This is a genomic window from Longimonas haloalkaliphila (assembly GCF_055379825.1).
Window position 1 is genome coordinate 3002104 of record NZ_AP043948.1, and the last position, 23205, is coordinate 3025308.

Annotated in this window: 21 protein-coding genes and 1 other RNA gene; 15 read left to right on the plus strand and 7 right to left on the minus strand. The window is 58.9% G+C overall.

What is annotated here, in order from left to right:
* Positions 1 to 155 precede the first annotated feature (155 nt).
* The 5 genes from greA to ACZ48V_RS11755 all read left to right on the plus strand — a co-directional run bounded on the left by greA (position 156) and on the right by ACZ48V_RS11755 (position 7786).
* Complete coding sequence (greA, locus tag ACZ48V_RS11735) at positions 156 to 635, plus strand: transcription elongation factor GreA (protein ID WP_353564358.1); 480 nt, start codon at positions 156 to 158, stop codon at positions 633 to 635.
* A 16-nt stretch (positions 636 to 651) separates the two neighbouring features.
* On the plus strand, positions 652 to 1350 hold the full coding sequence (gene mtgA / locus ACZ48V_RS11740; protein ID WP_464539368.1) for a monofunctional biosynthetic peptidoglycan transglycosylase: 699 nt from the start codon (positions 652 to 654) through the stop codon (positions 1348 to 1350).
* 130 nt (positions 1351 to 1480) lie between these two features.
* A complete protein-coding gene (locus ACZ48V_RS11745) occupies positions 1481 to 2500 on the plus strand; it encodes a threonine aldolase family protein (protein ID WP_464539370.1) in 1020 nt (339 codons plus the stop codon).
* Between the two features lie 377 nt (positions 2501 to 2877).
* The gene (locus ACZ48V_RS11750) at positions 2878 to 7176 is read left to right on the plus strand and encodes a hybrid sensor histidine kinase/response regulator transcription factor (RefSeq protein WP_464539372.1); all 4299 of its coding nucleotides are present in this window, start codon (positions 2878 to 2880) and stop codon (positions 7174 to 7176) included.
* A gap of 175 nt (positions 7177 to 7351) precedes the next feature.
* Positions 7352 to 7786, plus strand: coding sequence for a hypothetical protein (locus tag ACZ48V_RS11755; protein ID WP_464539374.1), 435 nt, complete (start codon positions 7352 to 7354; stop codon positions 7784 to 7786).
* A 94-nt stretch (positions 7787 to 7880) separates the two neighbouring features.
* Here the strand turns inward: ACZ48V_RS11755 and ACZ48V_RS11760 are convergent, their stop codons facing one another.
* Positions 7881 to 8795: an SDR family oxidoreductase gene (locus tag ACZ48V_RS11760; protein ID WP_464539376.1), complete on the minus strand. Its 915-nt coding sequence runs from the start codon at positions 8793 to 8795 to the stop codon at positions 7881 to 7883.
* Between the two features lie 126 nt (positions 8796 to 8921).
* On the opposite strand from ACZ48V_RS11760, the gene ACZ48V_RS11765 reads away from it, so the two are divergent.
* From ACZ48V_RS11765 to secG, 5 genes are all read left to right on the plus strand, one after another.
* On the plus strand, positions 8922 to 9128 hold the full coding sequence (locus ACZ48V_RS11765) for a cold-shock protein (RefSeq protein ID WP_353563595.1): 207 nt from the start codon (positions 8922 to 8924) through the stop codon (positions 9126 to 9128).
* 349 nt (positions 9129 to 9477) lie between these two features.
* A complete protein-coding gene (locus ACZ48V_RS11770) occupies positions 9478 to 10179 on the plus strand; it encodes a ferredoxin--NADP reductase (protein ID WP_464539378.1) in 702 nt (233 codons plus the stop codon).
* A gap of 283 nt (positions 10180 to 10462) precedes the next feature.
* Positions 10463 to 11206 (plus strand): RsmE family RNA methyltransferase, encoded by a 744-nt coding sequence (locus tag ACZ48V_RS11775; protein WP_464539380.1) that lies wholly within the window; start codon positions 10463 to 10465, stop codon positions 11204 to 11206.
* A gap of 69 nt (positions 11207 to 11275) precedes the next feature.
* Positions 11276 to 11833, plus strand: a complete 558-nt coding sequence (locus tag ACZ48V_RS11780) for an NUDIX domain-containing protein (protein ID WP_464539382.1) — start codon at positions 11276 to 11278, stop codon at positions 11831 to 11833.
* A 170-nt stretch (positions 11834 to 12003) separates the two neighbouring features.
* A complete protein-coding gene (gene secG / locus ACZ48V_RS11785) occupies positions 12004 to 12351 on the plus strand; it encodes a preprotein translocase subunit SecG (RefSeq protein WP_464539384.1) in 348 nt (115 codons plus the stop codon).
* 949 nt (positions 12352 to 13300) lie between these two features.
* On the opposite strand, the gene rnpB is transcribed toward secG, so the two are convergent.
* Together rnpB and ACZ48V_RS11795 are read right to left on the minus strand one after the other, a co-directional pair.
* An RNA gene (rnpB, locus tag ACZ48V_RS11790) (RNase P RNA component class A) lies at positions 13301 to 13739 on the minus strand.
* A gap of 85 nt (positions 13740 to 13824) precedes the next feature.
* Positions 13825 to 14622: a zinc ribbon domain-containing protein gene (locus tag ACZ48V_RS11795; RefSeq protein WP_464539386.1), complete on the minus strand. Its 798-nt coding sequence runs from the start codon at positions 14620 to 14622 to the stop codon at positions 13825 to 13827.
* 323 nt (positions 14623 to 14945) lie between these two features.
* On the opposite strand from ACZ48V_RS11795, the gene ACZ48V_RS11800 reads away from it, so the two are divergent.
* The 5 genes from ACZ48V_RS11800 to ACZ48V_RS11820 all read left to right on the plus strand — a co-directional run bounded on the left by ACZ48V_RS11800 (position 14946) and on the right by ACZ48V_RS11820 (position 19833).
* Positions 14946 to 16478: an alkaline phosphatase gene (locus ACZ48V_RS11800; RefSeq protein ID WP_464539388.1), complete on the plus strand. Its 1533-nt coding sequence runs from the start codon at positions 14946 to 14948 to the stop codon at positions 16476 to 16478.
* 678 nt (positions 16479 to 17156) lie between these two features.
* A complete protein-coding gene (locus tag ACZ48V_RS11805; protein WP_464539390.1) occupies positions 17157 to 17501 on the plus strand; it encodes a phosphomannose isomerase type II C-terminal cupin domain in 345 nt (114 codons plus the stop codon).
* Between the two features lie 130 nt (positions 17502 to 17631).
* Positions 17632 to 18222 carry a peptide deformylase gene (def, locus tag ACZ48V_RS11810; protein WP_464539392.1) on the plus strand — a complete coding sequence of 197 codons (591 nt, stop codon included), beginning with the start codon at positions 17632 to 17634 and terminating at the stop codon, positions 18220 to 18222.
* A 59-nt stretch (positions 18223 to 18281) separates the two neighbouring features.
* Entirely contained in the window at positions 18282 to 19043 is a 762-nt protein-coding gene (locus ACZ48V_RS11815) for a metal ABC transporter ATP-binding protein (RefSeq protein ID WP_464539394.1), read from the plus strand.
* Positions 19036 to 19833: a metal ABC transporter permease gene (locus ACZ48V_RS11820; RefSeq protein WP_464539396.1), complete on the plus strand. Its 798-nt coding sequence runs from the start codon at positions 19036 to 19038 to the stop codon at positions 19831 to 19833. The genes ACZ48V_RS11815 and ACZ48V_RS11820 overlap by 8 nt, the downstream gene beginning before the upstream one ends.
* 180 nt (positions 19834 to 20013) lie before the next feature.
* Here ACZ48V_RS11820 and ACZ48V_RS11825 read toward each other — a convergent pair whose 3' ends face one another.
* The 4 genes from ACZ48V_RS11825 to ACZ48V_RS11840 all read right to left on the minus strand — a co-directional run bounded on the left by ACZ48V_RS11825 (position 20014) and on the right by ACZ48V_RS11840 (position 23091).
* Positions 20014 to 20463, minus strand: a complete 450-nt coding sequence (locus tag ACZ48V_RS11825) for a dCTP deaminase/dUTPase family protein (RefSeq protein ID WP_464539398.1) — start codon at positions 20461 to 20463, stop codon at positions 20014 to 20016.
* Between the two features lie 301 nt (positions 20464 to 20764).
* Entirely contained in the window at positions 20765 to 21571 is an 807-nt protein-coding gene (locus ACZ48V_RS11830; protein WP_464539400.1) for an alpha/beta fold hydrolase, read from the minus strand.
* Between the two features lie 517 nt (positions 21572 to 22088).
* Positions 22089 to 22598 (minus strand): transposase, encoded by a 510-nt coding sequence (locus ACZ48V_RS11835; protein WP_464538270.1) that lies wholly within the window; start codon positions 22596 to 22598, stop codon positions 22089 to 22091.
* Positions 22558 to 23091 (minus strand): transposase, encoded by a 534-nt coding sequence (locus ACZ48V_RS11840; protein WP_464538271.1) that lies wholly within the window; start codon positions 23089 to 23091, stop codon positions 22558 to 22560. Before ACZ48V_RS11840 ends, ACZ48V_RS11835 begins: the two co-directional genes overlap by 41 nt.
* Between the last annotated feature and the right edge of the window lie 114 nt (positions 23092 to 23205).

The following is a 23205-nucleotide window of genomic DNA, read 5'->3' on the forward strand; positions in this document are numbered from 1 at the left end:
CCAGATCACCTTATTATTAAGGAACTTTACGCACATATAGCCGAATAACTGCGCGATACGATAAACATACTGCAGACCGCCGCTCCCGTGGCTCTCCACGGCTGTGGCGGTCTGTCTTTGTAGACGTACCCTTAAATGATGTGACTGCTGTATTTATGAGTGCTAAAAAGACCGTATATTTAACTGAAGAGGGCTTTCAAGAACTCAAGGATGAACTACACTTCTTGAAGACGAAAGAACGTGCTCGCATTGCCGATGCCATTGCTGAAGCACGTGCCAAAGGAGACCTTTCGGAAAACGCCGAATACGACGCGGCGAAGGAAGAACAGGGCAAACTTGAGGCGCGCATCTCTAAGCTTGAAGACACGATCTCACGGGCCCGTGTCGTCGATGAAAGCGAGGTCGATGACAGTAAAGCGTACATCCTTTCTAAGGTAACCGTTGAGAACCTTAACACCGGTGCCAAACAGACCTACACTCTTGTCAACGAGCAAGAGGCCGATGTGTCTGAAGGCAAGATCTCTGTTGAGAGCCCCGTCGGTAAGGGGCTCTTAGGCCAGGAAGAGGGCGACGAGGTTGACATTAAGGTACCTGCTGGCAAAGTGACGCTGAAGATTCTTGACATCTCCCGCTAACCCGGCAGCGTCAAACATGACACGCTCTCGAACTCTCATAGGCTACGCCTTGCACCTTGCCAAGCGCGTGGCCTATGTTCTTTTGGGCGCTGCAGGACTGTATGTAGTGGGCTGTACCCTGGCGCTTATTGCCTACACGACTGTGATGCCCCCGATTACCGGGGTCCAGCTTCAGCGCGCGGTGGAGGCCCAGTTTAGCACAGAGCCATACACGCGGGTCTACCGTCCTGTGTCGCCAAATACTGTAAGTCCGCATGTACCACGTGCGGTCGTTGCCGCTGAAGACGGCCGGTTCTTCACCCATGGGGGCATTGACTGGGCGGCGATCCAGGAAGCACGTGCTGAGCATGATCAAGGACAGCGCCTGCGTGGCGGGTCAACGATCACGCAGCAGCTGGTCAAGAACCTGTTTATGACGACCCATCGGTCTTATCTCCGTAAGGCTATAGAGGTGCCTCTTACCTATCTGGCAGAGCTGATTCTCGCAAAAGAGCGCATTTTGCATCTGTATGTGAACGTGGTAGAGTGGGGCCCTGGCATATACGGTGTTTCCGCAGCAGCGGACTACCACTTCGCCGTGTCGGCCGATGCGCTTACGCGGCGCCAGGCTGCAGGATTGGCGGCCTGCCTTCCAGCCCCCCGATCGCGAACGCCACAGGTTATGCACCGCTACACTACAATCATTGAGCAGCGTATGGCACAGCACGGATGGTAGGCAGTGCATGCCGGTGCAGGTGCACGCCGCGTCCCAGCTGCTTACGGGTTTCCCCTACCACTTAACACAGTAAGCCGGTTAGATAGTAAGCTGCCACCGTTTTTCTCTTCTTGCGCCCCCTTTGCACGACATGATTGACCTTCGCAGTGACACCGTTACCCGCCCCTCTCCCGACATGCGCCAGGCAATGGCCCGGGCCGAAGTGGGCGATGATGTGTATGGGGAAGACCCAACGGTCAATCAGCTGCAGCACGAAGTGGCTGCTCTACTTGGAAAAGAGGAGGCGCTATTCGTGCCGTCTGGCACCATGGCCAACCAGATTGCCTTGCATGTGCTCACCACGCCCGGCGACGAGGTCATTCTGGATGCAACGAGCCACATTTACAACTACGAGACGGGCGCGGCCAGCGCCCTCTCCGGGATTCAACTGCACCCGGTCCACAGTCCCGACGGACTTCTCACCCCCAGCGCTACCGAGGCTGCTATTCGTCCAGAGGGAGCTGTCTTTGCACGGTCAACTCTCGTTGCGATCGAGAACACGGCTAATAAAGCGGGCGGCCGCGTATATCCATTAGAGCGTGTGCATGCTATCGCCGACGTTGCAGAAAAACACGGCCTGCGCCTCCTCCTGGATGGGGCCCGCCTGTGGAATGCATCTGTGGCCTCAGGCCATGCCGAAGCGGAATATGCTGCACCGTTCGATCTGGTCTGGGTAGCTCTCTCTAAAGGGCTTGGCGCCCCGGTTGGCTCGGTGCTCGCAGGCACGCAATCGCTTATTGATCAGGCCCGTCGCGTTCGCAAACGGTTAGGCGGCGGGATGCGTCAGGCAGGCATCCTGGCAGCGGCCGGACGCTATGCGATTGCCCACCATCGCAGCCAGCTGTTGACCGACCACAAGCATGCACGCACTCTTGCAACAGCTTTTAACAACCTGTCTGTTTTTTCGGTCGACCTGGAGACCGTAGAGACGAACATTGTTATGGTTGAGGTGGAGGGGACAACCGCAGAAGCCGTAGCCGAAACGCTCCACCAGGCCGATATTGGGGTCACTCCATTCGGCCCTCAAACCGTACGCCTCACAACCCATCGCGACGTTTCATCAAACGACGTCGACACTGTTATCGACACAATGCGCCAACTCTACGCCTGAGACCTCTCCTCTTGGCTCTTCTCTCCCAATATGTCGCCAGTTGGTTACAGCACCGAAGCCTTAGGTTGACCACCTTAGCGTTTGCATGTGCACGAAAGATGTGTGCAAATGCGGCAAGAGTAGGCTCACAGGTCAGAACACGGCTCTGTGCCTGTACAATGGCGGGCTTCCGCTTTGAACCATGCAACCTGCTTCGTGTAGATACTCTTAAGCACTTGTGTGTTGCACCAGACACCCACCACATAGTCCCCACGCACCTGCTTGCTGTAACACGCACCTCTCGGCCGGAGCCGCTGTTTTAGCAATCTTCTATGACCGGCATCGGCACAGTGCACATGACCTAATTTCTGACCTACAGCGTCCTCTTACCGTTCTGTATGCGTCATAATACCCCCTCTTTTCAAGAAACGACCGCCTACGCCACACTCTGGGGTATCCTGATGCTCTGTGTTACGGTCGTTATGCCCCGATACAGCACCGCGCAGGCCGTTTCTCCACCCATCTCACACTGGGCACACCCTGAAGCTGGTATGCCGCTGGTTGAGCAGTATGTCGCCGACGATTACGGAGCGAACGCTCAAAACTGGAGCGCCCTACAGGATAGCACGGGTATTCTCTACTTCGCAAATACCGATGGGGTGCTCACCTTCGATGGTACACGCTGGGAGCTCTTCCCCGTCTCCAACCGGTCTATCGTACGCGGTCTGGCGACGAGCCCTGACGGACGTGTCTACGTGGGGGCGCAAGATGAAATGGGGTACATGGAACGGACCGAGGACGGCCTGTTGCGCTACGTATCACTGCGCAACAAGGTAGACGCTGGTCCCGAAGATGTGGGGGACATCTGGGAAGTCGTTACGGCCGGGTCGCATATCTTCTTTCACACTTTCCAGGGTGTGTACCGATGGTCAGTGGAAACGAAAACCATGGACTTCTTAGCCCGCGAGGAAGACCGAGACGCTTTTCCACTGGTCGCTATCCGTGACACCGCGTACGTTGCGTTCGGACGGAGACTCTACCACGTTGCACCCGACTCCTTGCACCGCGTTGTCGGATTTGAGGTGCCTTCACTTCCTGATGGACGGCGTAACACCATTCGAGATATCGTTTCTTACGGTGATAACTCGATGCTGATAGGAACCACCTCCAATCGCTTCTATGTGTGGGATGGGACTTCTGTTGAACGCCTCAATATCTCGTTCGAGAACCGCATCGAGAACGCCCTCATCTATGACATGAAACGTCTCTCGGACAGCAACTTCGCCATTTCAACTATCAGAAATGGTCTGTTCATCATTGATCCCAATGGAGACCTGATTCGCCATTGGCCTTTCCCGAATCAGCCTGTGCTGGGCACATATGAGGACCACGAAGGCGGCATATGGGTCACGCTTGACGGCGGCTTGCGACGTGTTGACTGGGGCGTCCCCCTCAGCACATTCTTCGAAGACAATACTGAAGAGACTGTCACTGACGTTGTACGCCACGATGGCATGATCACCATAAGCACAAATAGCGGCATCGGAACGGTAGAACCCGCTGCTGCTGTGGGTGAACCTGCACGGGTTCAGAAGCATGCCCCTTCAACCCAAGTGTGGGCCCTTCACCAACACAACAACAGCTTGATAATCGGAACCGCGCGATCTGTGGGTGAGTGGCAGCGCGAAACGGGCATGGGCGCAGACTTCGAATTTCAGGGAATCCACGCCTTCCGCATCTCTTCCCCTCCACAAAACCCGGATGAACTGTACGTATCTACAACAAGAGGCATAGAACGCTTCTTTTATGATTCTGCAGCTGCTTCCTGGCGCAGTCGCTCCACGCTGCGCGAGGACACCGGGAACTTCAGCCGGCAGGCCTGGGCCAACGACTCGACGTTATGGGTTGGCACCCGGTATTCAGGCGTCATGCGCTTTACAGTAGATGCCGACGGTCGTGTCCAGAATGAACGGCTCTTCCCCCCTGAAGACGGGCTTCCGGAAGGCCACATCATGCCCTTCCGCTTTGATAACACGGTCCTCTTCTATTCGCCTGAGCAGACGTCTCAGTTCAGCGAGGAAGACGAACGGTTTACGCCACTTGACGATGTACCCTTTGTTGCGAGTGACCTTGCCTCAACAAGCGTCTTGCTCGCTGAGGATGGCACCGGGCGCTGGTGGGGCAACACAAATGCAGGATTCGGATGGTGGACGAGAGGTGCCAATCAGGACTGGAACTGGCAGTCACGATCGCTGCAACGCATCAGCCGTCATATCATCCGTGCGGTGCATGCAGAAGGTGATGTCGTCTGGCTGGCGACTAACCGCAGCCTGCTCCGGTACGTGCCAGAACAGGATGATCCACCGTCTGTCTCCGGGCTTATCCGGAGCGTGTCGAGCCTACCAGCTGACGCCCCCCTCTGGGGAACGGCCCAGACCGGTGGCCCCAGCCCGCACAAGGTGGCTCATGACGACAACAGCATTCGCATCCGGTATGCAGCCCCGAGCTATACGCTGCCCGCTTCCACCGAGTACCGGGTCCGCCTGCGCGGACTCAGCGACGCCTGGTCGGCATGGACAACGAGCGCCCAGCGCGACTTTACCAACCTATCTCCGGGCAGCTACACGTTCGAAATGCAGGCCCGCACTGCACGAGGGCAGGTTACCGAGATCGCTTCCATGGCATTCCATGTAGCTTCGCCCTGGTACCTTACGTGGTGGGCCTATGTACTGTATGGATTCGGGGCGGTGGCACTTGTTATAGGAAGTGTTCACTGGCGCACGGCAACCCTGCGTCGGCGCCAGCGCCAGTTGGAAACCATTATCAACGACCGCACGGTCGAGGTTCGCCAGAAGAACAAGCAGCTGGCCAAGCAAGCCGAGGCGCTTCGCTCTCTCGATGCAGCCAAGTCGCGCTTCTTTGCCAACATCAGTCACGAACTGCGAACGCCGCTTACGCTTATCCTGGGACCTATAGAGCAGTTGCTCAGGCGGTCCACGCCCGACGATCCGGCGCAGCAGACGCTCAGCATGGTTGAGCGCAACGCCCAGCGCCTTCTCAACCTTGTGCAGCAACTGCTCCACCTGTCTGAGCTTGAAGCCGGTACGTTCACCATCCAGGCTCGCCCTTGCGAACTGGGCGCGAAGATGAAGCAGGTAGCCGAGGGATTTGAGCGTCTGGCTCAGTCCAACGGACTCGCATTGAGCGTGCAGCACACGCCTCCCCCTGTCGAAGCTAAAACAGCGTATGCCGATGCCGAGCATATCGAACAGGTCGTCTCGAACCTGCTCACCAATGCCATCAAGTTTACGCCCGACGGTGGAACAATCGATATTGAGATTCAAGAAACAGCAACCGAAACGCGCCTTTCTGTTCAAGATACCGGAATCGGGATCGCTGAAGAAGACCAGCGTGCTATCTTTGAACGCTTCCGCCAGGTCGATGCTTCATCGACGCGAGCCCGCGAGGGCGCCGGTATCGGACTCGCCCTGACGCGCGACCTCGTGGAGGCTCATGGGGGCACAATCGATGTCGAGAGTGCCCTGGGGGAGGGTACTACATTTACTGTAACCCTTCCTCGGGGCAAAGACGCTCTTCCTGAACCTCCTTCTGCCAGTGGTTCTGCTGATGATGCAGCCCCGCTCTCTACGGAAGTCGGGATGTCTGGCGACGGCGCATCTGGCGATGGCGCACCTGACACCTCCGAAACGGCACATGCTGCTCCTTATCCCCTCGCACCGCCTGTAGTGCGTCGGTCGGTTAGCTCGGGAGACAGCATGCGCGCCACTCATCCCCCGACGCCCTCTACAGCCCCCCTCATTCTCGTTGCTGACGATAACCCCGATATGCGAGCGTACGTGCGCTCAATTCTGGAGGAAGACTTCCGCATCATTGAGGCTGCCAACGGCGAAGAGGGGGTGCAGAAGGCCAAGCGCCATCTGCCCGATATCATTCTGGCCGACGTTATGATGCCGGGAACGGACGGCATCGATATGGCCGAAGCGCTCCGCGACCATCCAGACACTGAAGCCATTCCGATTATCATGGTCACGGCACGCTCCGACACCAGGGCCGAGCTGCGCGGCCTTTCGGCGGGCGCTCGTGACTATATCACGAAGCCGTTTGACCCCAACGTGCTGGAGATGCGCATACGCGGCGTGCTGGACTGGATGCACCGCTTGCGTCGCCGCCTGCAGCGCAGGTCCGTGGCTACAGCCTCACTCGAAGAACCCTCCTCGTCTCACTCTCGCCCCTCCACGCCAGGCTCGGTCTCTGGAGATGATGCGGATGCTTCTTCACCGCCACCTGAGAATGGTTCGAAGGGACGGTCGACGCAGAACGAGGCGCCTGCTCCTGAATCAGAGAGCAAACGCTCCGATTTCGAGCAGAACGCCCGAGCAATCATCGAAGCTAACATCACCGATATCGATTTCGATGTCGATGATCTGGCCAAAGAAATGATGATGAGCCGGAGTACGCTCTACCGCCGTGCCCGCACCAACAAGGCCCCCTCGCCGGCCTCACTCATCCGCGAGGTGCGCATGAAGCGCGCTCATGACCTACTCGCCACCGGTGAAGGGTCGGTAACCGAAGTGGCCTATGCCATTGGGTACGAGAGCCTGGCATCGTTTAGCGGACAGTTCAGCACACACTTCGGCTACCCGCCCAGTCAGGTCTCTCGCAAACAGGACACGTAGGTGCAGGGAGGTACAGGGAGATGCGCAGATGCTATCTGACAGCGCGAGGGACTATCCTGACACGCATACGCCTTCAGAAGGCGTCTTAACGTCTTCTGGGAATCCATGCTCCGGCGCATGCATTAGATTTTTCCCCTGATCGCCGTACGTACGCATCCCCAACCCATCCCAGTATATGCCTGAGCAAGAGATGCCGGACTTCGTGCCGGAGTACAACAAGCCCGATGCCCCGGGCATCCACATGAACTTTGACAACACCATCTCGCTGTATCATGTGGTGTCGGAGACCGACGACTTTGAGACTGCCGCGTACGACATCTTCGGGCTGCTGAAACGCGCGCAGGACGAGTTTCCGGACTGGCCGCGTGTGCTGTATCTCGACATTGAGGGGCACCTGGATGAGGAGGGACGGTTTGAGCCTGACTTTGTGGAGCTGCAGCAGGAGTTTCTGATTGCGGCAATGGGGAAGTTCTTTACCGCGCTTGCGCTTCCGCTTGTAGCTGTGGTGAACCCTGACACACAGGTCAATGACGTTCCCGACGAACTGAAGCTGCAGGCGCCGCAAGACCCACTTCCCAAAGACACCTCCTGGCCCCGAGCCGACGCTTGAGTTTAGCTGTTTTAGAGCCTGTTTTGATTTCTTAATTTGGGCTCCGAGCGGCTCCCCTGGGCTGCACGCGTACGTTCAGCCCCTACCTGGCAGCTTACGTCGTGTCTACGAGCCGGATGATACGGTTGAAAAGCGCGGGCGACAGCCGCTTCAGATAGACCGCGTAGGTCTCGATGCCCCCGATGTAGACCTCGTCACGCTCCTCTTTTAGCGCACGAATGATGGCCGTGGCACACGCTTCAGGAGTGATGCCGTTGCGGATCGAGTCAGACATCTGTCCGTAACGCGACCCATCGGCGGTGAGCGCGTTGCGCGACACATTGGTACGCACGTATCCCGGACAGATGAGCGTAACGCGCAGTCCGGCATCGTACACCTCGGCACGCAGGCCGTCAAAGTAGCCATGCAGCGCATGCTTCGACGCTGCGTACGCGGTGCGTCCGGGCGTGCTGAAGGTGCCGACCACACTGCTTACCACCCCGATGTGCCCCGCCCCTTGCTCGATGAAGTGCGGCAGGAGCGCTTTCGTAAGCGTGACGGCCCCGAAGAAGTTCACCTCCATGATGCGCCGTACCACCTCAACTTCGGTATCTTGCGCCCGCGACCGCTGGCTGATGCCGCCGTTGTTAATGAGCACATCGATGGTGTCGTGCGCCTCTGTTGCTGCGTCGACAGCCGCATATAGCGAATCGGGATCGGCAAGGTCGAGCGGGATCACCGTATGTTGATCTGAATTGGCACAGTTCGACTTTACAGCCTGCAGGGCCTCCTCGCGTCGGGCTGAGAGGATCAGCCGCGCCCCCTGCTGACTCCAGGTCCGGGCAAGCGCTGCTCCGATACCCGACGAGGCGCCTGTGATCCACACTGTAGGCGCGTCTTGCATCGCATCTTGCATCGCATCTTGCATCGCATCTTGCATCGCATCTTGCATAATGGTGCGAGCTACTTTTCGGCAGAATGTTCGTGGAATACGTGTGTAGACGCGCTCCACGGCATTAAAGATACGCATGAAACGCGAACATACGTTATAGCCTTATGTTAAGGCTATAGTCAAGAGTTACTTTACGCTACGGCATGTCGGAAGGTTGCTAATTGCCCTCCGCAGCGCCGTACAATCATCAACACCAACACCGATATGCCACAAGGAACAGTTAAATGGTTCAGTACCGAAAAGGGCTTTGGATTCATTGCCCCGCACGACGGAACCAAAGATGTGTTTGTCCACCACTCTAACATCGTTGACGTGGACACCGTCGGTCCGCTTGAGGACAACGACGAGGTCGCGTTTGAAGTTGAGGAAACGCCCAAAGGCCTCAATGCGGTCAACGTGGAGCGTGTGTAGGTTGTAGCAGGGTTCGGCCACACGGCACGCCCTTTCTATACAATCTGTACAGGGCAATCTGTACATATAGCTTCGGAGCCCGGCTCATCTTGAGTCGGGCTTTCTTATGTTGTGTGCTCACGTGTTGCCTGCTTAAGCAAGCACGCTCTGCATCTATCTATATTTCCCTGTATCGATCTGTATTGAGCCGTCTTGATGTTAACGGAACATCTACATACAGTTTGGGGGCGCAACCCGTGTCGCTCCAGTTCATTGGCAGAACAGCGTGCACGGGTAGTTTACGTCGCGTCTGGTTGGCGTACCGTGCTCGCGCACCCTCACGTTCTGTTGAACTCGTTTTGATACTACCTTGGATACTGTTGAGACCGTTCTCGTATCGCGCCACGCGCTTACGCCACGCACCACCCAGTACGTGCTGCGTGCTGATGACCATACATTCAGCTTTAAACCCGGCCAGCATACCAGTATCGTGATACCCGACCGGAGTCCGCCCGTGGTGCGCCCCTACTCTCCAGTCAACCAACCGGGGACGAATGCGCTTGTGCTTGCGATTAAGCGCTATGACGACGGCACCTGCTCGACGTGGATGGATGAGCGAAGCGTGGGCGACACGGTGCCTGTTATGCCCCTCTCGGGCAACCTGCAGCTTCGCGACCTAAACCGCGATATCGTCTTTCTGTCTACAGGTACAGGGATTACCCCACTGCTGAGCATGGCGCGCCAGTACCTGACTGAAGGGAGCGGGCACATCACGTTTGTGCATGGCGAGAAGCGCCCTGAAACGCTGCTCTACCGCGAAACGCTCGATCTGCTTGCTGCTGAGCACGACCGGCTCTCGGTGCACTACGTGCTGTCGGATGTCGAATGGCCGGGTCGCACAGGGTTTGTACAGTCGCACCTGGATACGTACGGCGCGGATTGGGAGAACGCCCACGTATACGTATGCGGCGTGCCTCAGATGGTGGTAGACACGCTCGACACCCTCGCAGACTACGGTCTGCCCGATGAACGGGTATTCTCAGAAGGATGGGAGTCAGGGTCCGTCTCGTAGCATTCGACGGTGGTGCTTCTAAGAACCTGTTTTGATTTCTTAATTTGGGCTCCGATCGGTGGCCCCTTTCTTCAGACACGATCTTTCTCGCTGGATGCAGAGTGCCAGTGGAAACCGACCTGCGTGCGCTCTCATTGCATTCCACTGTATGTCGCTGCATGCTACGCCACATGCATGTGAAGCACATACATGTAAAAGGACAGCCCTTGTAGATGCTATGCCGGCATCTTAGGTAGCCAGTACAAACTCTTTATCCACTGCCCCTGCAACGTACCGGTATCTCATGACCACCGCCTTCTACGCCTCCCCTGAACAGTTCCACGGCGTTCGCGTCGTTCTCTCTCCAGACGAGACCCGGCATGCGGTGCGCGCGCTGCGCTACGACGTAGGCGATGACATTATAGTCGTTGATGGCATAGGCGGGTGGCACCGGGTACGACTGGAACAGACCGACACCCAGAAAGCGATGGGGACCGTGGTAGAGACCCGGCGTGAGGTGGGCGAGCCGCGCCGTCCGTTTGTGCTTGCGGTCGGACTTGTTAAGAAGCGCAGCCGGTATGAGACGCTGGTTGAGAAGGCGGTAGAGCTCGGCATCACAACGCTTATTCCTCTGGTTACAGAGCGTACCGAACGATCGCGTCTGCGTCGCGACCGGCTGCAGAACATTATGACCGCCGCGCTCAAGCAGTGCGGACGTTCGCGCTTACCTGCGCTTGCTGCGCCTTGCTCACTGTCTCAAGCTATCGCCCGGCATCCGCGGCAGGCTCCTATCTGCCTTCACGAAGCCGGTCCCGACCGCATGAGTCTTCCGGAGGCCCTGTCTACGCGACCTCGGCAGGGCGTTTTACTTGCCGTGGGCCCCGAAGGCGGATTCACCAGGCGGGAGGTCGCGCTTGCCGAGCGCGCAGGCGCTCGGGTCGCGCACTTAGGTCCCCGCCGCCTGCGCACCGAAACAGCCGCTCTTGCTGCCGCGAGCACCGTTGTTGCGCTTCAGCACGTAGACCCGGCGCCTGGTATCTCCCTGTAAAGCGTAATCAGGCGGTCGGCACGCTCCGCATCCCCCTTTTATTTCTCGTTGCCTCCGAAATCTTGTCCCATGGCCGATCTTACCGAGACTTCCCTTTCCTCCGAAGAGCTACTGAACGGCAAGCTACTTCATGTCTATCGCGACGAGGTACGGCTGCCCGACGGTCGCAGCGCTACCCGCGAATGGATCGACCATCCTGGTGCTGTGGCAATCGTTCCGATCTTTGAAGACGGCTCCACCGTGCTTGTGCGGCAGTTTCGCTTTCCAACAGGGCGCTCCTTTCTGGAGGTGCCTGCCGGCAAGTTCGACAGCGACAACGAATCGCCTGAAGATGTGGGCCGGCGCGAGCTCAAGGAAGAAACAGGAATTCGCGCGGATACGCTTACCCACGTTGGCGCCTTCTATCCGTGCATCGGATACAGCAACGAGATGATTCACGTATGCATCGCGCGGGGCCTGACGCAGGGAGACATGGAACTCACAGACGATGAGTTTATAGAGCCCGTGCGTTTGCCTTTCACAGAGGCTGTGGCTCGCGCACGCAACGGAACCTTGTCTGACATGAAAACCATCACTGCGCTGAACCGCGTGCACTACGTTCTGGAGCAGGCGGATGCGAACTTTTGAGCGAGAGACAACAAATCCGTGAACAAGCGGGCCGCTTTGTCATACGAATGTGCTGCATGTAACGGATACGCGATAATAGCACGTCCGATTTAAAAAACCAGTGCGGGCAGGCGGGCATCGCTGCTCTTGACTGTAAAACGCTGATTTTACACACGAATTGTAAGGCTGTAATGTCGTTTCTGTTTTTTGTCACCCTCGGCATCATCACCTTGATTGCGGTTGTGATGGTGATTGTTATTCTTTTGCAGAGCGGACAGGGCGGGGGACTCGCCGGTATTGCTTCTGGTGGGGCCACCCGGCAGGTGCTGGGTACGCGTCAAGCTCCCGACTTGCTTGAAAAGGTAACCTGGGTGCTGGGTACAGCCTTTATTGTCCTCTGTATCCTGATCAACTTCCTGATCCAGACGCAGGGCCCCGAGGAAAGTATCATCCAGCAGCAGGCGCCTCAGCAGCAGCAACAGCAGATGCCTGCTGCTCCTGGCGGCGACGGTCCGGCACCTCTCCCGGATAATGAGTAGGGGCTATCTCAACCAACAGAGCGTGTAGCGCGCGGGCGCTGACCTGACAGTCTACCGGGCATGTACTGCGTACGCGCCCCCCTGCAGCGTCTCCCTGCGCACGCAGCGGACACAGCAGGCCTGCCTTTCCCAGACCTGCCCTTCATCGCGCGCTTGCCTCTCGCGCAGCTGCGTCCTGCGCACATGAGCCTGCGCACGAAGGAGCACACAGCCACTGCCCACTTTTACAGAACCCTTCCTTCCGATTCGGGAGGAAGGGTTTTCTGGTTTACCTACGCCCTGGTTTACCTACCCTACCATGCCGCCTTGCGCGAAGCGAAATACCGGACTTAGATCTGAGGCTGGTAAACGCGGTGGATGAAGATTGGCCACAGGGTTAGCAGCGCGGCCCATACGGGTACTGTCCACAACTTGAGAACCGAGCGCCCGCACATACAAGCCCATGCTCGTAAGACCACCCTCCCCGGCAGGACCACCGTGCCCTTCGGACCTCCCTTCTTTTCGGGCTGGTCTCCGGTAGAAGATCGAGGAGCACAATCTCGCGCATCTCTGCTTGAGGCAGACTGGCCTATGGCAGATTAACCTATTGGTAGAAACCTGCACAGAATTGCCGCCTCACGCCGACTACGTGCTCATACTGCAGGCTGTTATTTCTACAGACACGGACACGCTGAGTCCCCTGATTACTGAATCAAGTTCAGCACAGTCGAAGTGCGGGGCTGGGGTAACCTGGCATTGGGGCGCGGTCTTCGGTCCTGCTGTTATGAAGCGCAAAGGTTACCTCAAGAGTACACAGACTTCATCCATCAAGGCCAGAGCCGTTGGTGAAAGCAGAATGAGTCCATCACACGTCTTACCAGACGCTCCTCGGCAGCATACGCATGCTACCATAAGAAGAAGGGCCGCCCCCTTAGGCCAAGAGGCGGCCCTCCTTTCACAATGACATGCGGCGGTATGCGCCCCGATAAGCCGAATTCTGTATGCAGCGCCCTACCGGCCGCAACGGCTGGGGCACTGGAAGCACCATCTATCTGGACATGCGATTGCTCGCATGCTCAAGCGGCCTACCCGCGTCGCGGATTCAGCGGGCCGCTGTATCCACAGCCGAAGCTGCGGTGCGACGCTGCTTGGCCTTGCACCCTGTGGGGTTTGCCTGGCCACAGAGGTCACCCCCTGTGCCGGTGAGCTCTTACCTCACCTTTGCACCCCTTGCCTGTGCCGCAGCATACGCCGCGGCCATCGGCGGGTCAGCTTTCTGTTGCACGTGCCGTCGTGCCGCTGCCTCAGCAGCCGCACGCCTTCCGGTTAGGAAGCACAGTGCCCTGTGGTGTTCGGACTTTCCTCACCGCCCCCCCGAAGGGCGACGGAGCGATGCTCTGGAGCGCACACCAAAACGTGCTATCGTGCCGGCCTTGTTTTGCTTCTGGTTTTGCTTCTGGTTGTATCTATTGCCTGATCCGGTTACCCGACGGCTTACATAGCTGTATCGATTCCCGTATCGAGATCCAGGTTCTCGTTGGTTTCTTCCGCAGTCTCTTCGTACAGCTCCTTGTCGACGATGATGCGCCCCGTGTGCTCACAGACGATCACGCGCTTGCGCTTGCGGATCTCAACCTGGCGCTGCGGAGGTACGGCGAATCCAGCAGCGGCGCCCCGGTGCAGCGGCACCACTGCCCGTCCGTCGCGCAGGCGATCGCGCAGCTTCGAGTAGGCAGTCAGGTAGCGCTCGTCAACCTGCTCCTCTGCCTCGGCGCGCACCTCTTCAAGCGCACTCTCTTCAGCCTCCGTGTCGGCTACTACCTCGTCAAGCTTCTCACGCTTCTCTTCGAGAATGCTGTCGAGGTCTTCGAGACTCTCCTTCGTGTCTTCGATGGCCGATCCGTTTGCGGCAATTGTTTTCTCAGCCCGCTCAATGGTTTCGCGTGCTTCTGCAATGCGCTCTTTCTGCGTTTCGATCTCGCTCGTGAGCGCGTCGTACTCACGGTTGTTACGCACCTGCATCTGCTGTTCCTCGTACTTGTCAACCAGCCCCTCAGCCTCTTTAATATCGGTTTCGGACTGACGCTTGTTTACTTTGGCCTCTTTGAGCTCTTGCTCATAGTTGTCGAGCCGCGTCTGCAGGCCAGCCCGCTCGTCTTCAAGATCCTCAATCTCTTCGGGCAGGTCGCCGCGTAGTTTCTGAATACGGTCAATGCGATTGTCAATGTGCTGCAGGCGAATGAGCGCGCGCAGCTGATCCGTGATTGTGGTTTTCTTCTCAGCCGTGGCCATAATGGAAAGTGTCAGGTCAAAGTACGCGTATTGTCAACATGTGGGCGGTAGCCAACGATAAATAACCCGATGCACAGGGGGAAAGTTCGGCGCCTCTATGTATCGCATCTGTATCGCACAGGAGTTTTGCATGAGCACGGTACACTTCCCCCGTTCAGCGCCCCCACATTTAACTCCTCATATTTAACATAGCCACAACCCGAAACGTAAATCCACGCGTGGCATTCGTCATACATAACGCGTCCCGCGCTGGCATATATTATGTCCCTCTGGCGCTGTGCGGGCTTCCTCCCTGTATGTAGTTTTCTGAAAGCCTCCTCTCTATGGCCTACACTGACCACTCCGACCCCCATGCCTCACCCACCGAAGCCTCTTCGACACCATCTTCTTCAGACAACTCTACCTCTGAGCAGTCCACGCTCGGACGCCGGGACTTCCTGAAACGCACTGCGCTGTCGTCGGCAGCGCTTGGCATGGGGCTGTGGGGCAGCAACGGCACCGCCGCCGAGGGCGCCGTACGTCCACGAGCCGACGTCACCGGCGATGCGAAGAATGTCATTTTTCTGGTGGTCGATGGCATGAGCCAGGGTACGCTCACCATGGCCGACCACTTCCTGCAACGCCACCACGACCGCACCTCTCACTGGGTCGACCTCTACCGCAATCAGTCCTACGACCGGCAGGCGTATATGGATGTCGCCTCGCTGAACTCGCTTGTAACCGGGTCGGCTGCGTCGGCGTCGGCCTGGGGATCGGGCCATCGCATCAACAACACGCAGGTTAACACCTCGCCCAGTGACGAGTCCTACCGCACCATCTGTGAGATTTTTCGGGATGCGGGCAAGGCTACCGGGCTCGTAACCACCACCCGCATCACGCATGCAACACCCGCTGGATTCGGGGCCAGCGTGCCGCGCCGGTGGATGGAAGACGAAATTGCCACGCAGTACCTGGAGCGCGGGTACGATGTTCTCATGGGCGGGGGCGGACGCCACTTTGCCCCCGACCGGCGTGACGACGGACGCAATCTCTACGCAGGGTATACCGACGCGGGCTACCGGGTTATTCGCGATCGCAATGACCTCGGAGGCGTAGCCGATGCGGAAAAAACGCTCGGCATCTTCTACGACAGCCACCTGCCGTACGAAATCGACCGCCAGAACATCAGCTCGCTGCGGCGTGCCGTTCCCTCTCTGGCCGAAATGACCGACGCCGCCCTGCAGCGCCTGGCACGCCACGAGGAAGGGTTCATCTTGCAGGTTGAGGGCGGGCGCGTCGACCACGCCGCGCATTCCAACGATACAGCCGGACTCATCTACGACCAGGTCGCTTTTGATGATGCCGTCGGTACGGTGCTTGACTTTGTAGAAAACCGCGATGACACGCTCGTCATCATCACGACCGACCACGGCAACGCCAATCCTGGACTCAACGGCATCGGCGACGGCTACAACGACTCCAACCCGATGTTCGACCGCATTGCCGACTTTGAGCGCTCTAACGAGTGGGCCTTTCGCGAGCTTGACGACAACAGCTCGGTAAACGCGATTCAGGAGCGAATCGCTGCGGCAAGCAGCATTGACCTCTCGACTGAGGAGGCCGAGATCTTGCAGCAGGCACTACGTGGCGAGTACGAAGCCGCCTACCGTCCGCGCAGCCGCCCCTCGGCGGTGCTGTCGGCGCTGCAGGCTAACTACACTGCAGTGAACTGGATCGGGAGCATGCACACCTCCGACTATGTGCCCCTGCTGGCAATCGGTCCGGGCAGCGACACGCTCGGCAGTTTTGTGCGCAACACCGAACTGTTTGACCTGATGGTGGATACCGCCGGCGTGCGCTCCTACGCTGCAAGCTAAACAGCCCCCCTACGTGACTGCCAGGCTACGCGACTACCCCGGCCTGGCCCACCCCGCCCTTCGGCCTCCCTCCTTTCCAGACTCGCGCCCGGTAGGAGGGGAATCAGTGGCGGTCGAGAATGAGGGGACCCAGGCTCGGTGGCCGGGGTGACTTGTTCTGATGAAAGGATCGCGCGACAGCCTAAATCAGGGGCACACAGCGGCACGTCAGTCGCTTGTACTGCTTCCTCACAGTAAAAACTCCGGAAAATGCACGCCCGATGTCACCTTGAGCGTATGCCGACGCCCGTCGGCAGACGTAGAAAGGTCTCCTACAAGTCTGGCAGGGCTACTCACAGGCGCACGTCTCTACACACACGGCAGCGCCTTGCATCCGGCACGTGTCCGCCAGCTGAGCAGGAGAGGGCTCGGCGCGCTCCGGGTCTATTTTGCTCCGGGCACGCGAAAACCTGTCCCCCGGCAACAGCCTATGCACCCGAGAGGCCTTTTCTGTGAGGCCGCAGCGATGCAGAAGCACGGCAGAAACGCCCCGTTGCCCCACCAATCCCGCGCATCCCTCTTTATTTTCATCGAAAGAACGAAGCCGCCCCCTTGCACGGGGATCTTGCTTCACCGATACTGCACCACCCGAATCTGTTTTTATGACTGTATTTTTTTAACCTAACCTGTTTTTGACTTATGCTACTGGATGCCGACAACCGTCCGTGGGGACGCTGGGAGGAGTACTTGAACGAGCCGGGCTATCGCGTAAAGCGCATTGTGGTGCACCCGGGGCAGCGCTTGTCGTTACAGAAGCACGAGCATCGCAAAGAGCACTGGGTGGCCGTGCAGGGCGCTGCTGAAGTGACGCTCAACGACGAAATCGTAGAGATGGAGGTTGGCGATGCCGTTGTCATCGACATCGGCGACGTGCACCGCGTCACCAATCCAAACGACGAGCCGTTTGTCTTTATCGAGACGCAGCTCGGGCTCTGCCTCGAAGATGACATCATTCGCCTTGAGGACGATTACGGGCGTGCATAGGGGCTCTACCGTCGGCCGCGAATCTACTGCCTGTGCTGTAGGTATTAGTCTACAGATATCACCGGCCCCAGGCACGGCCGTGGCGGTATCGTCTCTGCGTTTTTTATGAGCACCAGCTTTCACCCCCCTGATGATTCTGCCCATTTACGTATTTGGCCACGACGCCCTGCGGCGCGACACCGAACCGGTTACCGAAAATACCGAGGCGGTGCAGACGCTTATCGATAACATGATCGACACGATGCGCGCGGCCAACGGGCTGGGGCTGGCCGCGCCCCAGGTAGGACGCACCGAGCGCATTTTTGTGGTCGACCTGCTGCCTATTGCCGACGATCTGCGGGCCGAGGGCATTGAGGTACCCGACCAGCCGATGGTGTTCATCAACCCTGAAATTACCTGGGAGAGCAGCGCCACGTCGAAGTTTGAAGAGGGCTGCCTCTCGATTCCGGATGTGCGCGAAAGCGTTCGGCGTCCCGATCGCGTGCAGGTCGAGTACCTCGACCGCGACTTCGAGGAGCAGTCGTATGAGATGAGCGATATGCTGGCCCGCGTGGTGCAACACGAGTACGACCACCTTGAGGGCGTACTCTTCACCGACCACCTGAGCGCCTTCCGACGCCGCCTGCTGCGTCGCACCCTGCGTCGCATGGCCGATGGCGACATCGAAGCGTCGTATCCCCTACGCACCGCCGACGGAGAAACCGTCCCGGCTACCGCGTAGCTTCTTACCTGTGTAGCCCGCTTGCGTCTCTTCTCGTCTCCGCTGCCGCCCCCGCTGCCATGGCCGCCTCGCCTCCGCCCATTCAGATCGATCGTCTGACCGTGCAGCGGGGTGCGCAGACGGCCCTGCGCGACGTGTCGCTTACGGTCGACCCTGCGTCGTTCGTCGCGGTCGTCGGTCCCAATGGCGCCGGCAAAACCACACTGCTGCACGTGCTGCTCGGACTCATTGAGCCGACGGAGGGGCGCGTGCGTGTGCTCGGCCACACAACCGGGCGCGATGCGCCGCGCATCGGGTACGTGCCCCAGGTGAAAACGCTCGACCGCACCTTTCCCGCTGAAGCGCTCGACCTGGTCTGCTCCGGACTCGCGCACCAGTGGCCGTTCTGGCGCTCGCAGCGCGCCACCGAGCGGGCCCGCGCCGCACTCGACACCGTAGGCGCGGCCTCGTTTGCAACCTCGCTGCTCAGCGACCTCTCAGGCGGACAGCTGCAGCGGGTCTACCTGGCGCGCTGTCTTGTGCACGAGCCCGAGCTGCTCTTGCTCGACGAACCCGCCACCGGCGTAGATGCCACCGGCGCCGCCGATCTCTACGAGCTGCTCGACGCCTACCAGGCCCAGCACGGCGCCACTATCGTGATGGTAACGCACGACTGGAACGCGGCCTACCACCACGCCACCAGCGTGCTGCTGCTCGACAAGCGCTGCGTGAGCTACGGACCGCCCGAAGAAGCCCTTGGCGCCAACCCGCTACGCGAAGCCTTCGGGCACGTCGGACACGCCCACGCTATGCTGCAAGGAGGAGGCCCCGCTCATGATTGAAGCACTCCAGTACCCGTTCATGCAGCGCGCGCTCATCGTGGGCGTCTGCCTTGGCCTTCTGGCCAGCTACTACGGCGCGTTCGTGGTCCAGCGCCGCATGAGCTTTCTGGGCGTGGGCCTCTCGCACGCTGCGTTCGGCGGCGTAGCACTCGGACTCCTGCTTGGTGCGGAGCCGCTCTGGGTAGCGGTACCCTTTACCGTGCTCGTAGGGTGGGCCATCACTTGGATCAGCGATCGTGGCGCCCTCACCAACGACACGGCCATCGGCATTCTCTTCGCCGTAGCTATCGCCCTTGGCGTGGTGCTCCTCTCGTATCGGCAGCAGTACACCGCCGACGCCTTCACCTACCTGTTTGGTTCGATCCTCGCCGTGGAGTCGTTCGATGTGGCTGCACTGCTTGTGCTCACAGCTGGCACCGCTGCCCTCGCTCCGCTCTGGCCCCGATGGGCCTACGCGACCTTCGACCGCACCCTCGCCCGCGCCGACGGCGTGCCCGTACGCCGCGACGACCTGATCCTCGTTACCTGCATCGCCGTCACGATCGTGGCTGCCGTCAAGCTCGTAGGGGCCATCCTCGTCGCCGCATTCCTCGTCATCCCGGCCGCGACCGCCCGGCTGCATGCCCGCTCCTTCGCCGTCATGACGCTCGCCGGCATGGCCGTAGGCGCCACCACCGCCGTAGGCGGACTCTTCCTCTCGTTCTATCTCGACTGGCCCAGCGGTGCCGCCATTATTCTGGTGCAGGCACTTTTTTTTGCCATCGCCTTCGCCTTCCGGCATCGCAGCTAAGCCACCCAAGGGTTGTTCTGCAATAGGCACTGAAGGGATGCGCACGTCCTGCCCGCTCCAGGCATCCGTCTCAGACCTGCACGTCCTGCCGTTGCGCTACGCCCCACCCAGCCGTGCGGTGCGCCCCGGCTTGCTTCCAGCTCCTCACGCGCAGCCCATTTGTTCGGTGTGCGTGTCGTCCTATGCAGCCGTGAATACCTCTACCCGCGAGATTCGGCAATTTTCTTTCAGGTCACAGCCCCCCGCGCCTACCGTCAGCAGCATTTCGAGGGGACGTTCGGTCTCGTTCAGCACACGGGTGGCGTGGTCGGCCCCGGCCAGCAGGAGGCGGCGCAGCGGCGTGAGCCGGGCGTGCTGGTTGTCTGCAAGCTGCAGCCCCTCGTTGTAACGGACGATGTACGTCCCCTGGTCGAGCCGCCACCAGCCGTAGCTGTCGCCGGGGGCAGACTTCGTGGGGGCAAGGCGCTCGCGCGGCGCCTCGGCAAACTCGCTCCCGCCAAAGTCCAGCTGGCCCGGACCCGTCACGCGAAAGACCTCGTCTACGGTCAGGTCCGCACCGTTAGGGGCTTGCTGGGTCTCCCAGTGTACAATGCCGTCGATAAGGGATTGTATGTCCGCAATGCGTTGCATAGCAAAGCGCTGTTTGTGAGGGGTCCAGTGCATGCTATTGTACAGCGCCCCGGCAGCGGTTGTTGGCCCCTCAGTATGCCCGTATGCTACCCATATGATACCCGTATGCGACGCCCCGCTCAGGACGATATGGTGAAATGAAAAGTAGAGCTAAGAACCCTGCGACGTAGCTTTCCCTCTTACCGGGCCCGTGCCCAGTAAGGAGGAGTGCCCGAAGGGCGGGGTAGTCCAGGTCTCGGCGCCGGAGCGACTAACGCAGGGCAGCACACCAAGGACAGGATATCAAGCATGGCAAGCCTACCTACACAGCCTCAGTCTCTTCAAAGAAACGGTGGATGGCATCGAGAGCGGTATCGGGATGCTCGACCGGGGTGCTGTGTCCACTACCCGGGGCAATCACGAACGTGCTGTTGGGCAGCGCATCGTTGGTGGCACGCACATTGTCGAGGGGAACGACCTCGTCCTCGGAGCCAGCCACCAGCAGCACGGAGGTTGGGATGGTGCCAAGCTCGCTCAGGACGCTATCGCGCCCGAAGATGGAGCGACCGAGTCGGGCGGTGCCGGTCGTCGAGTTGCCCTTCATGAGGGCACGCCACTCCTGCATAGCTTCAGGGTGTTCCTCGCGGTACGACGCGCCAAAGAGCAGCGGCACCACCTGGTCGATGACCGGTCCGTACCCGGTGGTCTCCACGATCTTGAGGAGTGCGTTGTACTTCATACGGCCCAGCGTCGACTCGGCCTGCGCCTGCGTGTTCATGAGCACCGCCCGCGAGATACGCTCCGGCTGGTCGAGCAGGAGCCGAAAGCCCACATATCCCCCCATCGAGTGCCCGAGGTAGGTGGCCTGCTCGATGTCGAGTTCATCCATGAGCGCCGTTACGTCGGCAGCCAGGCTTGGAATACCGTAGCCATCGTCGGGCACCCCCGAGGCCCCCTGTCCACGCCAGTCCCACGTGATGCAGCGATAGTCGTCCTTAAGCGCATCGATAAGCGTGTCGAAGACGCGATGCGTGAGCAGGTAGCTGGGCCCCATCAGCAGGGGCGGACCGTCGGTTTCGGTGTCGCGAACGTGCAGGGTAATGTCGCGAATCGGAAGGGCACGGGTCATACGATGAGCATGGGTATCTGTGAATCGGGATGCGAGGGTGCGGGCAGTAGCGGCGCCCGGATGGATGCAACATACGGCAGGCTGCACACTGAGGATTCCTTCGTAGGGGACACAGCGCCGTGTCCCCCCACGAACGGAAATGCCAGACCGGCAGCGCAGCGTTACGCCGGCTTCAGCACCGCCTTCACCATCTCATCGGCGTGGTCATCGGGATAGATGATCTCGAAGCCAATCTTTTCGCAAACGCGCTGCATGGCATGAGCATTAGTCGATGCAGGTCTCGATTCGTTGCCGCGTAGACTTGCTAAAGCAGTCGAACCTTATTCCGCAACAAATAGGCGTTCCGACAAATCATCCTCAAATTTTCGTTACATTATTGACTTGACAACCAACCGTGGGGGGGATGTTACTAACAGCATGGTGCAAAGCATCTCAGTATGCGCTTCTTCCTACATTGATCATAAAATCAAAGCTCTCATGTATAAAATATTGGCTCATGTTAAGTCTGTGATGAAGCTTACAGTCCACACATCCGCTGTAGGATATCAGGACTCACATGGTCGTGGTTGAAGGCTAACTCAAACATCGCGACATACCCGGATAGGTAGTCTTTGTGTACGCCTCGAAACAGCCGCAGTCGGTTCCGTAAGCCGGTCCAGATGCCTTCGATCGTATTCACGTGCACCTCCCGAATTCCATCTCCATCCCGGTCGGCCGCCCAACCGGTGGAGTGGTTGATCGCCATCCGTTCTCGCGGTTCCTCCTCATCTTCAAGCCATAGGTACGAACGATTTTCATCGGTGTAAATGAGCGCCTCTTCACCAGTTTCTTCAGTAACGACCTCCTGGAGCGTTGCGGTTGTTGTGTCGGGGCAAACTTGGAAGCGGGCCGATCCAGTCTCACGACCGACCAGCCCGACAATCGGTACGCAGTCATTGGCATACGTTCCTCGTCCGCGCTGCTTGTTCGCTCGCTGTCGCGGGGGATCATTGGGATCGCGATGCGGATCTCCTTTTTTCCCCCGCATGTTGATACATCTCATCGACTTCAACTTCCTGATCCGAGGGTTCAGCCCCCTCTTCTGAATCCTCTTCTGGCCCTTCTGGACGATTTTCAGGAAGCCCTTGAGGACGTCTTTCAGGAAGCCCGACGCGTTCTCCGTTCTGAACCGCCTCTTGAATCCGGTGACGTCGCTTCAGCACGGACGGGTAGGCCAAATCCATCTCATCGGTCAACCATTTGGTCGGAATGCCCTTTGCAAATCCTCGAAGAAGCATCACAATGGTAGCGCAGTCGTACTGGGTCTTTGACCAGACCGTACCGGTGAAAATGTTGAACACCGACCCACATTCTCGGCACCGGTAGTCCAACACCGGGGCCCGACGGCGATCGTGGGGAGCCTGGTCGTCAGGCAGGGCATGTCCGTTCGGACAGGACAGGCCCTCCGGGTGAAGCGACCGCTTCAGATACTGATAACACTCGTCCTCGCTCAGAAGCTCATCAATCGGGAAGCCAATCATTGCAGCGGGCAAAGCGCTTGTTCTTGGAAACACATCGATGGAAACACATCGATGAAAACACATCGATGAAAACACATCGATGAAAACACATCGATGAAAACACGTTGGCTATAG

What these genes read in the sequence shown, in the direction of transcription:
- greA (WP_353564358.1), top strand. Translation starts at nt 156, where the DNA reads ATGAGTGCTAAAAAGACCGTATATTTAACTGAAGAGGGCTTTCAAGAA.
- mtgA (WP_464539368.1), top strand. Translation starts at nt 652, where the DNA reads ATGACACGCTCTCGAACTCTCATAGGCTACGCCTTGCACCTTGCCAAG.
- ACZ48V_RS11745 (WP_464539370.1), top strand. Translation starts at nt 1,481, where the DNA reads ATGATTGACCTTCGCAGTGACACCGTTACCCGCCCCTCTCCCGACATG.
- ACZ48V_RS11750 (WP_464539372.1), top strand. Translation starts at nt 2,878, where the DNA reads ATGCGTCATAATACCCCCTCTTTTCAAGAAACGACCGCCTACGCCACA.
- ACZ48V_RS11755 (WP_464539374.1), top strand. Translation starts at nt 7,352, where the DNA reads ATGCCTGAGCAAGAGATGCCGGACTTCGTGCCGGAGTACAACAAGCCC.
- ACZ48V_RS11760 (WP_464539376.1), bottom strand. Translation starts at nt 8,795, where the DNA reads ATGCGTATCTTTAATGCCGTGGAGCGCGTCTACACACGTATTCCACGA.
- ACZ48V_RS11765 (WP_353563595.1), top strand. Translation starts at nt 8,922, where the DNA reads ATGCCACAAGGAACAGTTAAATGGTTCAGTACCGAAAAGGGCTTTGGA.
- ACZ48V_RS11775 (WP_464539380.1), top strand. Translation starts at nt 10,463, where the DNA reads ATGACCACCGCCTTCTACGCCTCCCCTGAACAGTTCCACGGCGTTCGC.
- ACZ48V_RS11780 (WP_464539382.1), top strand. Translation starts at nt 11,276, where the DNA reads ATGGCCGATCTTACCGAGACTTCCCTTTCCTCCGAAGAGCTACTGAAC.
- secG (WP_464539384.1), top strand. Translation starts at nt 12,004, where the DNA reads ATGTCGTTTCTGTTTTTTGTCACCCTCGGCATCATCACCTTGATTGCG.
- ACZ48V_RS11795 (WP_464539386.1), bottom strand. Translation starts at nt 14,622, where the DNA reads ATGGCCACGGCTGAGAAGAAAACCACAATCACGGATCAGCTGCGCGCG.
- ACZ48V_RS11800 (WP_464539388.1), top strand. Translation starts at nt 14,946, where the DNA reads ATGGCCTACACTGACCACTCCGACCCCCATGCCTCACCCACCGAAGCC.
- ACZ48V_RS11805 (WP_464539390.1), top strand. Translation starts at nt 17,157, where the DNA reads ATGCTACTGGATGCCGACAACCGTCCGTGGGGACGCTGGGAGGAGTAC.
- def (WP_464539392.1), top strand. Translation starts at nt 17,632, where the DNA reads ATGATTCTGCCCATTTACGTATTTGGCCACGACGCCCTGCGGCGCGAC.
- ACZ48V_RS11815 (WP_464539394.1), top strand. Translation starts at nt 18,282, where the DNA reads ATGGCCGCCTCGCCTCCGCCCATTCAGATCGATCGTCTGACCGTGCAG.
- ACZ48V_RS11820 (WP_464539396.1), top strand. Translation starts at nt 19,036, where the DNA reads ATGATTGAAGCACTCCAGTACCCGTTCATGCAGCGCGCGCTCATCGTG.
- ACZ48V_RS11825 (WP_464539398.1), bottom strand. Translation starts at nt 20,463, where the DNA reads ATGCAACGCATTGCGGACATACAATCCCTTATCGACGGCATTGTACAC.
- ACZ48V_RS11830 (WP_464539400.1), bottom strand. Translation starts at nt 21,571, where the DNA reads ATGACCCGTGCCCTTCCGATTCGCGACATTACCCTGCACGTTCGCGAC.
- ACZ48V_RS11835 (WP_464538270.1), bottom strand. Translation starts at nt 22,598, where the DNA reads ATGCGGGGGAAAAAAGGAGATCCGCATCGCGATCCCAATGATCCCCCG.
- ACZ48V_RS11840 (WP_464538271.1), bottom strand. Translation starts at nt 23,091, where the DNA reads ATGATTGGCTTCCCGATTGATGAGCTTCTGAGCGAGGACGAGTGTTAT.